General features: G+C 71.2%; 9 protein-coding genes and 3 pseudogenes. 5 read left to right on the forward strand and 7 right to left on the reverse strand.

Going from position 1 to position 13941, the window contains the following annotated elements; all coding sequences use genetic code 11:
* Positions 1 to 96 precede the first annotated feature (96 nt).
* The 4 genes and pseudogenes from ACFYT4_RS35200 to fxsT form a co-directional block, all read left to right on the forward strand.
* Positions 97 to 183 (forward strand): annotated as a pseudogene (locus tag ACFYT4_RS35200) (IS630 family transposase); the annotation flags it as partial.
* Positions 181 to 866, forward strand: a pseudogene (locus ACFYT4_RS35205) (transposase); the annotation flags it as partial. The pseudogenes ACFYT4_RS35200 and ACFYT4_RS35205, both read left to right, overlap by 3 nt.
* A gap of 71 nt (positions 867 to 937) precedes the next feature.
* Positions 938 to 1384, forward strand: coding sequence for a hypothetical protein (locus ACFYT4_RS35210; protein ID WP_389278699.1), 447 nt, complete (start codon positions 938 to 940; stop codon positions 1382 to 1384).
* A 62-nt stretch (positions 1385 to 1446) separates the two neighbouring features.
* The gene (gene fxsT, locus ACFYT4_RS35215; protein WP_389278702.1) at positions 1447 to 3762 is read left to right on the forward strand and encodes an FxSxx-COOH system tetratricopeptide repeat protein; all 2316 of its coding nucleotides are present in this window, start codon (positions 1447 to 1449) and stop codon (positions 3760 to 3762) included.
* A 751-nt stretch (positions 3763 to 4513) separates the two neighbouring features.
* Here fxsT and ACFYT4_RS35220 read toward each other — a convergent pair.
* Entirely contained in the window at positions 4514 to 4759 is a 246-nt protein-coding gene (locus tag ACFYT4_RS35220; RefSeq protein WP_389278705.1) for a hypothetical protein, read from the reverse strand.
* Between the two features lie 615 nt (positions 4760 to 5374).
* Positions 5375 to 5557 (reverse strand): hypothetical protein, encoded by a 183-nt coding sequence (locus ACFYT4_RS35225; protein ID WP_389278707.1) that lies wholly within the window; start codon positions 5555 to 5557, stop codon positions 5375 to 5377.
* Positions 5558 to 5915: 358 nt separating this feature from the next.
* Here ACFYT4_RS35225 and ACFYT4_RS35230 point away from each other — a divergent pair, with 358 nt between their 5' ends.
* Positions 5916 to 8753 carry a hypothetical protein gene (locus ACFYT4_RS35230; RefSeq protein WP_389278710.1) on the forward strand — a complete coding sequence of 946 codons (2838 nt, stop codon included), beginning with the start codon at positions 5916 to 5918 and terminating at the stop codon, positions 8751 to 8753.
* Positions 8754 to 8802: 49 nt separating this feature from the next.
* Here ACFYT4_RS35230 and ACFYT4_RS35235 read toward each other — a convergent pair.
* The 5 genes and pseudogenes from ACFYT4_RS35235 to ACFYT4_RS35255 all read right to left on the reverse strand — a co-directional run.
* Positions 8803 to 9056, reverse strand: a pseudogene (locus tag ACFYT4_RS35235) (amino acid ABC transporter substrate-binding protein); the annotation flags it as partial.
* Between the two features lie 61 nt (positions 9057 to 9117).
* Positions 9118 to 10506 (reverse strand): DUF317 domain-containing protein, encoded by a 1389-nt coding sequence (locus ACFYT4_RS35240; RefSeq protein ID WP_389278712.1) that lies wholly within the window; start codon positions 10504 to 10506, stop codon positions 9118 to 9120.
* The gene (locus ACFYT4_RS35245; RefSeq protein WP_389278715.1) at positions 10503 to 11615 is read right to left on the reverse strand and encodes a DnaB-like helicase N-terminal domain-containing protein; all 1113 of its coding nucleotides are present in this window, start codon (positions 11613 to 11615) and stop codon (positions 10503 to 10505) included. Before ACFYT4_RS35245 ends, ACFYT4_RS35240 begins: the two co-directional genes overlap by 4 nt.
* Positions 11615 to 12865, reverse strand: a complete 1251-nt coding sequence (locus ACFYT4_RS35250) for a DNA cytosine methyltransferase (RefSeq protein WP_389278717.1) — start codon at positions 12863 to 12865, stop codon at positions 11615 to 11617. The genes ACFYT4_RS35245 and ACFYT4_RS35250 overlap by 1 nt, the downstream gene beginning before the upstream one ends.
* A 5-nt stretch (positions 12866 to 12870) precedes the next feature.
* Complete coding sequence (locus ACFYT4_RS35255; protein WP_389278720.1) at positions 12871 to 13740, reverse strand: hypothetical protein; 870 nt, start codon at positions 13738 to 13740, stop codon at positions 12871 to 12873.
* Positions 13741 to 13941: the final 201 nt, after the last annotated feature.

Consider the following 13941-nt stretch of genomic DNA (forward strand, 5'->3'; position numbering starts at 1 on the left):
AAGACAGACAAGCCCTCGATCAAGTAGACATGAACAAGGTCAGGACCTGGGGAATTACGTGGCGGCGGGCCCGGGGAATTACGTGATCGTTCACAGCCGGTCGCCTGCACCTGGGGCCGACGCGGACACACCCCTGTCATCCGTGTCCGTGGCAGGTCCCGCCGCCGGACCTCGGTCGCCGCCAATCCCGAGACCTGGCCCGAACTGGCGATCACAACGGCCACCGACACGGTGAACTACGGAAAGGCCGAAGCCCAGGCGCGGGAACGGGTCCATCACGGCTGACTCGCCGCTCGGCCTGGCTGGAGCGCGAGGGCGGACTCCCCACCGCCTATGGGGGGCTTTGGTTCGTCTGAAAGTTGAGCACCTCTCCAAGGAGCGGGAGGCGCCGCCGGTCTGGCTGTGGTCCTCGAAGACCGGCGCTGCACCGGCGGACGTGGACCACTGGTGGCAGGGGTTTTTGAGGAGATTCGACCTGGGGCACACCTTCAGGTTCGGAACGCAGACGCTCGGCTGGACCACCCCGAAAACTGCGTACGCCCGAGGCGGCAGACCGTTGGACCTGGCTCATGGTCGTCGCGCACACCCAGCTCAGGCTCGCCCGGCCGCTGGCTGCCGATCTCCGCTGGCCCTGGGAGAAGCCGGCCAAGCCCGAACGCCTCACTCCGGCCCGGGTCCGCCGGGGGTTGAGGAACATCCGTGCCCACCTGCTCTGCCCGGCCCGTGTTCCCCAACCTCGTGGTGCCGGTCCCGGACGGCCACCCGGAACCAAGAACCGCCGTCCCGCACCCCGCTACGACGTGGGCAAGACCGTCAAACGCCCCGAGACGCTCAAGGCCATCGGCAGACCCGGTCGATCTTGCTAGTTAAAGAACAAGCTGAGCCAATCGCCTTGACCGGTCGTAGGCTCTCGGCGAGGCTTGCGAGCGTGGATCCAGTGACCGTAATCGTGTCGGCCATCGCACTCGGTGCGATGGCGGGAGTGCAGGAGTCCGTCGCAGGGACAGTGCAGGACGCCTATCAGGGGCTCAAGCGGCTGATCAGCGAACGCTACGGGTCCGATGTGGATGTGGCGGCGGTCGAGCGGCGGCCGGAGTCCGAGGCCGAGCGGGAGTCCCTCGAGGAAGACCTGACAGCCGCCGGGGCTGATGAGGACGCCGAACTCATCGAAGCTGCCCGGCAGTTGATCGAGCAGGTGAAGAGCCACCAGCCGGAGGCCGCCCCGGCCGTCGGCATCGACCTCGAACGCATCGAGGCCGCCAGCCTGAACATCGACACCGTTGTTGCTTCGGGCACCGGCGTCCGCGTGCGGCAGGGCAGGTTCACCGGCGACATCACCATCACCAATGTGCGCGCCGGCGAGGAGCCCCCTGCCCACCCTTAGCCGCGGCCGGTCCGCCCGAACCGGTCGCTGGGCCCGAGGGTGCATCGCAGGACGTCCGTTCGGTGGAGCTGACGACGGTGGACGTCGGTGGCGACCTGCACATCGACCAGCGGACGATCATTCATCAGAGGGTCGTACCCACCCGGCCGTTCCGCCTCGATCCGAGGGTGCCCGGACTGGCCGGCCGGGACGTGTTGCTCGCCACGATGGGCGCGCGGCTGGCACCGGCTCCGGGCCCAGATCCCGCCTCGGCCCCCGGTCCCCGGCTGCTCGTGCTGCACGGCCTCGGCGGCGTCGGGAAGACCAGCGCCGCAGTCGAGTACGCCCACCGGCGCCAGGACGAGTACGGTCTGGTTTGGCAGCTGCGCGCCGAGGACCCGGCCGTCCTGTCTGCGGAATACGGACGGCTCGCCGACGCGCTCGACCTCAAGGACCGGGCGGAGAGCGCGGATCCGGTCACCGAGGTGCACGCAGCCTTGGCCGCCCGCACCGACCGGTGGCTGCTGCTGCTCGACAACGTCACCGATGAGAGGGCGATCCGGACCATGCTGCCCCCGGCAGGCGACGGAGATATTCTCCTGACCAGCCGTTCCGCCCTCTGGCCCGGCCCGGTGGACCTCGAAGTGCCGGTGCTGGACCGCGAGGCCGCCGCCGACTACCTGGTGGCCCGCTCCGGCGACACCGACCGGGCCGCCGCGCTCGCCCTCGCCGACGAACTCGGCGCACTGCCGCTGGCGCTCGCCCAGGCCGCCTCCTACATCGCTGCGACCGGCCGCACCCTGCGCTGGTACCGCGCCCAGCTCGGCGCGAAGCGCGCGGCAGTGCTGCGCCGCGGGACCCCTTGGGGCTACGAAAGCTGCGTCGCCTCCACCTGGGAATTGTCGGTTCGTCAGCTTGAGCGCACCGAACCGGCGGCCGTCACGATGCTGCGCCTGCTGGCATGCTGCGCACCGGACGCCATCCCGCTCAGGCTGCTGCTGGCACCCCGCGACGGTGACGGCGAGCCGCTCACCCTCGAGGACCCCGAGATCGCGGCCCTGGTGGCACCGTTGCTCCAGGACGAACTCGCCGTCGAGGACGCGGTCTTCGGGCTGCGCCGCTACTCCCTGATCACGCCCCTCGCCGACGGCACGGTCTCCGTCCACCGGCTCGTCCAGGCCACCACACTCGATGCTCTCCCCGCCGAGCGCTGCCAGGCATGGCGCGACTCGGTGGCGACCCTCGTGGAGGCCGCCCTCCCGGATGGGCCACTCCGTCCCGAGACCTGGCCGGACTACGACGCGCTCGTCCCGCACGCCCGCTCGACGCTCGGCCCGAGCCGTCCGGGCACTGCGAAACTCGTGGAGTACCTGGGCGCCAGCGGCGACTTCCGGACCGCCAAGATTGTGCAGGAGGAGATCTGCACCAACCTCGCCGAGCGGCTCGGGGACGAGCACCCCGACACCCTCAGCGCGCGGGCGGAGCTGGCGAACTTGACCGGCCTGGTGGGTGACCCGGCCGCTGCCCGTGACATGCTGGAGGCGCTTCTGCCGATGTGCGAAGGCGTCTGGGGCCCGGGTGACGGACGGACCCTCGCTCTGACGGGCCGCTTCGCCGACTGGACAGGCCAGGCCGGTGGCTGGGCCCGCGCCCGCGATATCTGCGCCGAACTGCTGCCCCTGTTGCGCGAGGTGTCCGGCGAGGAGCACCCGAACACCCTCACCGTCTGGGCCGACCTCGGATTCTGGACCGGTCAGACCGGGGACTTCGCCGGCGCCTGCGCCCACTACGCCGCGTTCCTGCCGATCCGGGAACGTGTCCTGGGCACCGATCACCCGGACATCCTCAGCGGCCGCGATCAGTACGCGCGCTGGCTGGGCGAGAACGGGGACCCCATCGCCGCCCGCGACATGTGTGTCGACCTGCTCGGCCGGCACAGCCGCGTTTTCGGCGCGGAACACCACCTGACGCTGTGGGCCCGCGCCAACCTCGCCTGGTGGACCGGCAAGGCGGGCGACGCCGCCTCCGCCCGCGTCCAGTACACCGCCCTGCTCGCCGTCCGCGAACGCGTCTCGGGCCCCGATCACCCCGCCTCACTCGTCGCCCGCGCCAATCTCGCCTACTGGAAGGCCCAAGCGGGGGACGCCGCAGGCGCCCGCGACCAGTTCGCGATCCTGCTGCCGCTCTACCACCGGGTCCTCGGCCCCGACCACCCCGAAACGCTCTTGACCCGCAAGAACCTTGCCCAGTGGACGGGCGAGGCCGGCGACGCCGCAGGCGCTCGAGATCAATTCGCCGCGATGATCGACGACTTCGCCCGCGTGCTGGGCCCCGACCACGCCGAAACCATCGCCGTCCGCACCGTCCTGGCCGCCTGGACGTCCCGCTGTCGATCGTAAGCGCACGGCCCTGAAGCAACGATCCGAGGCAACCTCGTCATGAAGGGGATGATCACGGGCGATCTCTACAGGAAAGCCGGGAGCGGTCTCGAAGGGGGAAGGAGCTCGGCAGAACGGCAAGACGGACTCAACGCGGCACGAGCCATCTCCGCGGCGGCGGTCCTGGGCAGAATCGCCGCCCAACAAGCGATGCCGGCAGGCCCCCATCAGGGTGAGACTCTTGAGGCACGCGGGGAAGGTCTCCACCGACGTCGGAGTCTGCATCGGGATCGCCACCGCCTACTTCAGCGGAGGCAGGCACGGCCTCCGGGTGATCATGAGGTGTCGAGTCCCTGATCGCCGTAACGGAAGACCGTGCCTGCCTGCTCATCATCGCCCGACCCCGTCGGTCTGAGCTAACTCGCCGTTGTCCGGCCCGCCAATCCCGAGAACCAACCAGGTTGGCTGGTCTGCCTCGTAGCGTTGCCGGATACCGGACGGGCAGAGAGGCGGCGCCATCCCCTCGTCTTCATCCTCGTGCTCGCCGCGTGCGCGGTTCTGGGGGTGTGATGTTCCTCGCCGCGTTCACAGATCTCCGGCGCGTCCGGGGTGGCAGCAGCCGCGTCTGGGGTGCCGGCAGGGGCCGATTTGGCGAGGGCGGCGACCGCGGCGCGTCCGGTGTCGGCTGCCGGGGTGGGGCCGGGGCGTACGGCGACCGAGTAGAGCCGGTGGACGTGGGTGGGGCATCGGGTCCTTGGTTTGGTGTTTTGGGTCATCGGGTGTTCCGCGCGGTCGTTGCCGGACTCGTAGGGGGTGGCCGGGGGCCGGCGTGGGCGGCGGGTGTCCGGATGGCGGGGGCTGGGCGGGTGGCGTGGTGCCAGCGGGCGCGGGTGGCGCTGAGGTCGGCGAGGGCGCGGCGGCTGCCGGTGACGAGCTGGTGGACGCTGTTGGCTGGGTCTTTGGCGTAGGTGGTGATCCGCAGTCCGGCGGTGTGGGACTCCTCGTCGAGCCTGCGCACCGAGAGCAGTACGGGTCACCCGGTCCACGGCACGGGAACGCTGGCAACAGGCTTCGCAGAAGGTCCGCCAGTCGCCGCTCCGCGGCGACTCGGCGCGCCCCGGAGTCAGGGACTCTTCAGGGGGACCCCCGGCCACGGCCAGAGCGAAAGGCCGTTGGGCCCGGTCCGCTGAGTCGGGGCGGTCTTCTGTGGCCAGGTCGATGTCGATGGTGAGGGCGATTAGGTCGGGCGCCGACCACATGCCGTACGTCCCGGAGGACATTCCTGCGCCCTGGGCCGGTTTCTTCGACGGACACGATCGCGCTGCGGGCGCACGGCTCGCGGACGCGCTCGTCGAACGGTCGCGCGCGCCGAGGCGACGGAGACCGACGAAGTCCTCGTACGCACGCCTTCCAGGTGGCCTGGCTGCTGCGGCACGCCCTGGACGCGCCACCGGTGCGCTGGCTCGGGCTGAGCCGCGGGAACATCGCGCTGACGGCGATCGCCTACGCGGACGGCATGACGCCGCGCGTAGTGACGTACAACACATGGGCCACCTCCCGGCGGACCTGCGGTGGACGGGCTTCGGGCCCAGCGTCCGACCGTAGGTCCGCACCACCCGAAGGCCGCCGTGGGTCAACGGAACGCGGTCACGCCGGCGAAGAAGATGACCAGGACGGTGCCTGCGGCGCCGCCCCCGACCAACGTCGCGTTGTACAGCCCGCCACCGGCTCGCTGGGCGACCCACCCCGCCCCGAAAGCAATGTTGAGCGCCACCGACAGCGCGGTCAGCAGCGACAGCGACTCAAACTGGTTCACAGCGGTTCCTCCGGCTATTTGTTCCAGCTCCCGTCCGTCGGGAGGGCACGCGACTGTGGCGCGCAGTTCGACGATCGGCGTTCGGGCCGGTGTCCAGCCACCTTCCGTCTCGGCTTGGACACGCCGACCTCGTCGCCGCTCGTCAGAGCCGTACGCTTCGATGCGTCCACCCCCGCGGTGGACGGGCTGGACAGGGCAGTTGGACAGAGAGCTGAGGGGGTATGCGGTGCTAGATGGCGACGGTGAGGACGGCTTCCTCGCCCGCATGAAGGCGTTGGGCGTCCTCCGGCGGCAACAGCTCGCGGGCAAGCCATCCGATCGGTGCCTTGCCCGGCAGGCGCAGGTGTCGCAAACGACCGTGGGCGTTTGGCTGCGCGGTGAGCGCTTCCCCCAGAACGTGGACACCTTCCTGGTCGTGGTCCGTGAACTGCTCGACACCGCAAGGGAGCTCGGAGTCGCGATGCCTGACGTTGAGGCGCGGCTGAACGAGCAGGGCTGGCGGCACGCGCACGCCGCGGAGGCCGCGCGGCGGGCGGGCGTCGTCAGCGACGGCGTTGTACGGGCCCAGGGGCGGGCGGCCCTACGGGCGGGCCTCGTCGGCGCGGGTATCACTGGCCCCGCAGTCCCGCCCGTACCCGGCGCACGTCGTGTCGAGGACTGGCATCCGCGACTGCTCGGCGTCAAGCCGTCCGTCACGGCACCGGGCGAAGACGACCTCCCCGGTTACGTCGTCCGCGACCACGACCGAGAACTGCGCCTCACGCTGCGCACCGTGGCGACTTCGGGCGGCGGCGTACTGCTCCTCGTCGGCAACCCGTCGACCGGCAAGACCCGCTCGGCGTACGAAGCCGTGCGCGCCGAACTGCCCGGCCGGTGGCTGGTACGTGCGAAGGACGCCGCCGAAGTGGCCGCTCTGGCGGAACAGGGCGCGACGCCCACGGCCCCGTACCCGCTGATCCTCTGGCTCGACGGCATAGGCCGCTTCCTCGACACCCCCGCCCCGCTGTCGTCGGCGGCCCTCGTCGAGCTGTGCGACCCGCAGCGCCCGACCGTGGTGATCGGCACGCTGTGGCCGGAGCAGTACGACCGTCACACATCCGCCGCTGCTGCCGTCCGTGAGGTCCTGGACCTGGCGACGACCGTCGTGGTGCCCGACGAGTTCAGCGCGTCCGAACGAGAACGCGCCCAGGAAGTCGCCTGGCGGGACCCGCGCCTCGCCGCCGCGTACTGGAACTCGAACTTCGGCATCGTCCAAACCCTCGCGGGCGCGCCGGCCCTGGAGCGACGCTGGCGCACGGGCGATGCGTACGGCCGCGCCGTGCTCACCGCCGCCGTCGACGCCCGCCGACTGGGCGGCCCGGAGGTCACGACGCCCGCGTTCCTGCGCACAGCCGCTCCCGGTTACCTGACCTCCGCCCAATGGGCTCGGGCGGACGACGGCTGGTGGGAGCGGGCCATCGGCTACGCCACCCAACCGGTAGACAGTACGGTCGGCACGGACAGCACAGCCGGCACGACGAGCGCGCTCTCACCGTGCGCTGGCGACGAGCCGGACAGCGTCGTCGGCTACGCCGTCGCCGACTACCTCCTCCGCTTCGGACAGTCCCAGCGGCTCTTCGAAGCTGTGCCCGAACGCACCTGGCGCACGTTCCTGACGACCACGGACGACCCGCACGTCCTGGTACGGATCGGGTGGAGCGCCCAGTGGCGGCTGCTGTACGAACTCGCCGAGGAGTTCTATCTGGCCGCCGGCCCCGAAGGCGTACTGCCGCAGGCCCGGCTGCTGATGACCCGCGGGCGGGCGGCCGAGGCGTGGCGGCTGGTCACGGCCCGGGCGGAGCGGGGGCACGACGAGGCCGTGCGGCTCCTGGTCAACTGGGCACGGCGCATTCCCGACGGCGATCAGCGGATGGCCCAGCTCGCGCGGTACGCGCCTGCCCACGACGAGGCGGCCCGCGCCCTCGCCCGGGAACTGGCCGCGGCTGGCCGGCACGACGACGCCGTGGAGCAGTGGACGGGCCTGGCCGGGAAGGGGGACGGGAAGTCCGCCACCCGGGCTGCGGAGTTGCTCGCCCGGGACGGTCGTGACGCCGATGCCATCGCACTCCTGCGCCGCCACGCCCTGACCAGCCGTCCGGCCCGGCGTATGCTCTTCGACCTGCTGCTGAAGACGGGGGCGCCCGAGGAGACCGCGGAGGCGGAGGAGTTGCTCCGTCGCGACGTGGCCCGTTCGTCCACCGACGGACTGACGGAATGGGACCTCGCCGAATTCCTCCACACCTTCGGCCGGTTGGAAGAGTTGGAGTCCCTGGCGATGGCCGGCTCCCATGTGGCGCAGAGCCGAATGATCGAGACTTGGATCACCGAGGGCGAGCGCGATCCGTCCGTCGTGGACCGCGCGGTCGTGATCTGCGCACGGTGGGATGGGGAATCGCGCAACGGCCCCTGGTCTTCGTTGCATCTCCTGCGGGGGACGGATCGGTTGGCACAGGCAGTGGACGTCGTGGAGGCCTGGGAGCGCGACCACGAAGGCAACGACGACCTTCATGCCGTCGTCACCGACATGCTGATGGACCTCGGACGGTGGGACGATGTCGTTACCCGCGCCGACCGCGGTGATACCCGCGCCCAGGAAGTCGTCGTGCGTTCGCTGATCGAGCAAGGCCGGATCGACGAGGTGAAACGGCGGGCCGAACGGGGGGAGTTCCCGGCCTGCCACCGGGCCAGCAACTGGCTGGAGGAGCGTGGCGACATCGCGGGCGCCGCCGAGGTGTGGTGCGGCACAGCGGCGCTCCGCGAAGAGCGCGCCCACTATGCCCTGGTCGAGCTCCTGCACAAGCATGATCGCGTCGACGAACTCCTGGACCTGCTGGTCTCCCTGGACGGCCGGCTCGGCAAGCGTGAGGCCCGCATCCTCGCCGACCTGCTCGTCCGCAAGGGCCGCATCGCCGAACTCACGGATCGTGCCGCCGCCGGCGACAAGCACGCGGACGAGGCACTGGTCCACCACTTGGTCTCCGCCCGCCGGTTCGCCGAGGTGCGCAGCCGCGCGGTGGCGGGCAGCGGCGCGGCCACCCGCGTGCTGCTGGATCTGGGTGCCGACGAACTGGAGTTGCAGGGACTTGCGACGTACGGCCTGCGGCTCGACGGGTCGATCGCCGTGCCGCGCGGCGGAGTCGGCGAAGTCTCGCGGTGACTCCCCCGAACCCTCGACCCCTCAACCGCCGTGCACGACGTGCGGGACGGCGGAAGCGGTCGGGGTCTGCGGGGTCCCGGTCCACGACCTGGATCGGGACTCCCTCCCACTGCCAGACGCTGCCGCCCTGTGTGCGGGAGAACCGGATCTGCCCGCGGGTGCCTTCGACCGCGACGTTCGGCCAGGCGCGGCGATACGGACTTGGTCCGTGCCGTGCGTCCGCAGTACGTCGGCGAGGACGGCGATCGTGTCGTACCTCTCGAAGGCGACGAAGGAAGGCGTGTCGCCCAACTGCTCCTGCAGGCGATGTGCCTTCGACGGGCTTATCCGGTCCGCCGCCCCTGGCGGGTACGGCATCGCTTGCTCAGCGTCTCCGTGACGGGGTAGAGCGCTGGGGTGAAGCGGGGGCGACGTTCTGTGTGCTCAACGGCGCGGGCTCAGGGTGAGGCGGCGGTGTGCGGGTGGCTTCGCCGTGGGCGAGTGCGAAGGTGAGGTCCTGCAGGAGGGCTGCGGGAGTGTACGGGGAGAGTCGGATGGTCCAGTCGGGCCGGTCGGGGTTGCCGCTCCACAGGGTCCAGGCTGGTCCGGGGTGGGCGGCGAGGAAGTCGAACCGTACGCCTGCCGGGTGGGGTCGGGGGGTGGTCAGGGTGATCCCGTGGCTGTTGACGGTGTGCGTCCAGCCGACGTCCCCGAGAGACCGGGTGGCCTCGGCGATGGTCTTCTCGGTCACCGGCGTGGGGCCGTCGCCCCAGGCGTTCTCGGAGGCGAGGCTGTCCAGGAAGGTGCTCATGATCTCGACGGGGGTGCCGACGGTGGCGGTGGCGTGCCACAGGCGTTCCCCGACGGGCGACTCGTAGGCGGTGACGGTCCAGGCGATGTCGCTCCGGTGGCGGGCCTCGTGGTCGAACTCGACGCGGAGCGTCTGTGATTCGTGGACCGCGTAGGTGCAGTTGTCGTTCCAGGTCCGCCACTTCTCCCACTCGCCCTGGGCGTCCAGGAAGGCATTCAGCAGGGCCTCGTGGTCACCGCGATCGGTGGCGTGGGCAGGCACGATCTCCGGCGCGGCCTGCTCGGGACAGGCCGTGTCCGGGGTGCTCGCCGGGGCCGCGGCGGAGCGGAGGGCTGCGGCTGCGGCGCGTTCGGTGTCGGTGGCCGGGGCGGGTCCGGGGCGTACGGCAACGCTGAAGAGCCGGTGGAAGCCGGCGACCGCTTCGGCCTCCGTGTCGTAGACGCCGGTGATCTGCCGGAGGTGGTCCTCGCCGTGGAGGTGGACGTGGCTGCCGTCCTCGTGGGTGCCGACCACGACGGTGGTCCACCCGTCGTGGGCGTGCAGGTGGACGGTGAGACGGCCCGAGGCGATGTCGTCGTGGATCTCCTGGGCCGCAGCGCTGACCTCCCGGACCTCGTCGCGGTCCAGCCACGGCATGGGGTAGTCGCCCCAGGTCCACTCGGTGCCGATCTTCTCCTGGAGGGCGGGCTCGATGGTCGCCCGGTAGCCGTGGTGGGCCAGGTCTTCGGCGGCCCGAGCGGCGTAGTAGGGCTCCTCCCGGTCGATCCGGGCCAGCACCATCACCCTGGCTCTGGCTGCGGTGTCGCGGAAGCCGTGGGATAGGAGGACCTTGCGCGCGGCGGCGTGCTCCGAACCGGTCAGCGTGGCAGTGATCGCCGGTTCGTGGTCCGCGTGGAAGGCCAGGTGGACGTGGGAAGCGGGCTCGGGGTGTGGCATCGGTTCCCTTCGGGTGTTCTGGGTCATCGGGTGGTCCGCGCGGTGGTGGTCGGGCTTGTACGGGGTGGCCGGGGGCCGGCGCGGGCGGCGGCGGGTGTCCGGATGGCGGGGGCTGGGTGGGTGGCGTGGTGCCAGCGGGCGCGGGAGGCGCTGAGGTCGGCGAGGGCGCGGCGGCTGCCGGTGACGAGTTGGTGGACGCTGTTGGCCGGGTCGTCGGCGTAGGCGGTGATCTGCAGTCCGGCGGTGCGGGTTTGGTGGAGCAGGGAGCGGAGCAGGACGCGCTCGCCCCAGTGCTCCGGCGCTCCGGCGGGGGTTGCCAGCAGGTTCAGCAGCTCGCGTGGCGGGAGGGCCGGGGCCAGGAGTCCGTGGTGCTGGGCTTCCCACAGCACGGTGACCGGGTCGACCGGATCGCCGCGGTGTGCGAGCTGGGCGACGCACCGGAACAGCCGCCCGTACAGTCCGACCGTGAAGTCGTCGGCGTGGAGCCACCGCATCGCGGTCAGGGCCTTTGGGTGGGCGACGGCGCAGGCCAGCAGGACTCGTTCCTCGTAGGCCGCCTCGTCCCCGCCGTCGCGCTCGGGCGGCGGCGGGAGCGGGGTGCGGGGCAGGGAGCCGGGGTGCGGGGGGAATCGGCTGGCGAGTTCGTCGAGGTAGGCGGCGAGGGCGTCCGCGCGGGCCAGGGCGGTGTCGGCCGGGTCGGGCAGTGTCGGGTCGGTGGCGGCCTGCACGAGGTGTTCGGCCTGGGCGCGCAGGGTCCGGCGGGCGTGGTCGGCCCGGACCATGCGGGCGTACGCAGGCGCGTGCTCGGGGACCGGGCAGGAGTTGACCAGGGTGTGCAGATACGTGGGCAGCAGACCGGGTGCCTGCTTGCGGGCGCGGGCGTGGACGGCCGTGATCCACGCGGGCTCCTTCGTGTGGACGGCCGGGGCGGGCGGGGTGAGGTCGGTCATGGCCGCGAACACGGCGGCGTGCGTCGGGCTCGCGAAATGCGTGGGGGTCAGCGGGCCGATGGTCTTGAGCCGGTGCGGGTCGAGCAGCAGCGCCCCGAGGAGGGCCTGTTCGGCGTGGTGGACCGGCGGGGCGGGTGGTACGGCGTCGAGGTCGAAGTCCTTGTCGGGGGCGGAGGGTTGGGGCATCAGGCCGTCAGGGCGAAGTCGTCGCGGGTGAGGGTCCGGCCGAGATACGGGGCGAGCAGGTGCGCTGACAGCCGCGGGGGGACGGCGTTGCCGATCTGGGAGAACTGCGCGCCTTTGGTGCCCTGCCACGGGTAGTCGGCCGGGAAGGTCTGCAGGGCGCCGGCCTCGGCTGCGGTGATCCGGATCGACTCCACCGCGCTCCCGTCACCGGCCTCGGCTTCCCAGACGCATTCGTTGGCGCGGTGCCCGAAGAACAAGGTCCCCGCCGGCTCTTCGATGGACCGGACGGTGGTGTTGGACTGGTTGTTGTTCCGCAGACTCCAGGACCAGCGGTGCGCCTCGGCGGTGAACGTGGGGGCCGGGGCGTGGGCGGGGCGGTTCTCCCGGGTGCCGTGCCGCTCGGCCCACCCCGCACCTTCGCGGCGGGAGGCGAGCACCAGGCCGGAGCCCTGGCGCGACGCCCAGGTGCCGCGGTCACGGGCATCGGCCAGGGTTTTGCGGGAGCCGGAGGGGAAGGGCTCGGGCCCGCCGGTCTTCGGGCCGCCTGCGCACACGGTCGGCACCGGCCGGTCGGTCGCGCCCCAGCCGAGCGCCTGAGCCATGGACACCCAGCGTTCCCGGCCCGGCCCGAACAGCGTCTCCGGCTCGGCGACGGCGGCGTGCGTCGGGGCCGGGGGTGCGGCGGTGCGGGTGCGGGAGGCGAGGAGGATCGCCCGCCTCCTCGTCTGGGGGACGCCGTAGTCGGCCGCGTTCAGGATCCCGGTCCAGACCGAGAACCCCCAGCCGCGGAGCACTGCGGCGTACTGGCGCCACAGCGGGAGTACGTGCGGGACTTCTTCCATGGCCACCCATTCCGGCTCGCCGCTCTGGTGCAGGGCGTGGAGGTAGCGCATCGGTTCGGCGGCCAACAAGGATCGTTCGTCCCGGCAGGCGGTGAGGAGTTGTTCGCGGGTGTCGCGTCCGGCGGCGAGGTCGGTGACCGCCTGGTGCACCAGCGGCTGGTCGAGCAGGCCGAGCCGCTTGCCGGCCATGGACCATGCCTGGCACGGCGGGGACGCGATCAGCCCCAGCACCCGGCCGGAGAAGATCCACGTTGGGTAGAGGGCGATGTCGGTGCGGATGGTCAGCAGCCCGGCCGCGGCCCGTGTTTTGCAGGCCCACTCGTCCCATTCCAGGCCCACCTCCCGGATTCCCCACCGGGACAGGGGGACCGACCAGCCGCCGGGACCCGCGAACAGGTCCAGGACGATATGCCTCACGCGGTCAGCCCGAAGTCGTCCTGCACTGGCCCGACTTCCGATCCGCGGCACGCCCAGGGGGAGCACCCGTCGGCCACGCCCTCCTCGAGTTCGACGGCGTCCAGGCCGTCGATTTCCTCCTGGAGAGCGGCCCATTCGGCGGCAGTGACATGGTCGATCGGAGCCTCGCCGAGCGGGACACGGGAACGATGGAGGAACGCCTGGCCCAGCAGCCGGTTCCCGTTCGCGTTCGCCCGCGCGTTGCCTTCGCGGATCGCCGCGTCGAATTCCACGACATCCGCCCACTCCTCCGGCGAATGGTCCCGGATGGCGCGCCATTGGGCGTTGCCGTGAAAGGGGCAGCCGAGACACGAGGATTTCGGTGTCCCGGCGAAGCCGATCGAAGTCAGGTAGCGGACGCAGTCGGCACGGGACCAGCCCAGATCGATGAGGGGATGCCGGTTCTGCATGTACTTGACATCGGCATCCTTGGCCCGGTGGAACTCGTCGGTGGAGATTCCCACCCACTGCTCGACGAAGACTCCCTTCGGGATTCGGGCGGGGTAGGGGTAGCCGAGGAGTTCCCGTACCTTCTTTTTGATCGGCTTTACCTTGTATTCGCCGGTGCATTGCCGCCGGGTCATTCCCGGACGCCCGTCCTCATTGAGGATGTGGAGCGGCATCGAGGCGAATCGGTGATCCGGATCGAGTGCGTCCTTGCGGATGTTGCCGGAGGAGACGCGCAGGACTGGTATTCCTGCGGGTGCGGCGATCTCCCGTTCCAGACGGTCGAGGTGGGCGTAGACAACCTTCGGTTCCCAGCCGGTGTCGGCGAAGATGGCGTACTCGACCTTGGGAAGAACGCCTTGGGCGGAGAGGGCGAGCATGGCGCTGGACTGAACTCCGGCGCCGAGGGATATCGCCCGGAACTCGGGGGTGTCGGACATAGTGGTGGTCCTTGTGGGGTGCGGGGGCTTCAGCGCCTGGCAGGCGCGGTGCCAGGGCTTCGGCGTGAAGCCGGTGTGTCCTGGTTTTGATCACGGGATGGTGAGGATCGCGAGAGGGCGGGTGGCATCGCGGGCGTTGTG

It is taken from the genome of Streptomyces sp. NPDC004609, assembly GCF_042873655.1.
In the GTDB taxonomy this organism is placed as follows: Bacteria; Actinomycetota; Actinomycetes; order Streptomycetales; family Streptomycetaceae; genus Streptomyces.

Coding starts and splice junctions, on each gene's coding strand:
- ACFYT4_RS35255 (WP_389278720.1), bottom strand. CDS start 13,740: ATGCTCGCCCTCTCCGCCCAAGGCGTTCTTCCCAAGGTCGAGTACGCC.
- ACFYT4_RS35245 (WP_389278715.1), bottom strand. CDS start 11,615: ATGCCCCAACCCTCCGCCCCCGACAAGGACTTCGACCTCGACGCCGTA.
- ACFYT4_RS35240 (WP_389278712.1), bottom strand. CDS start 10,506: ATGACCCAGAACACCCGAAGGGAACCGATGCCACACCCCGAGCCCGCT.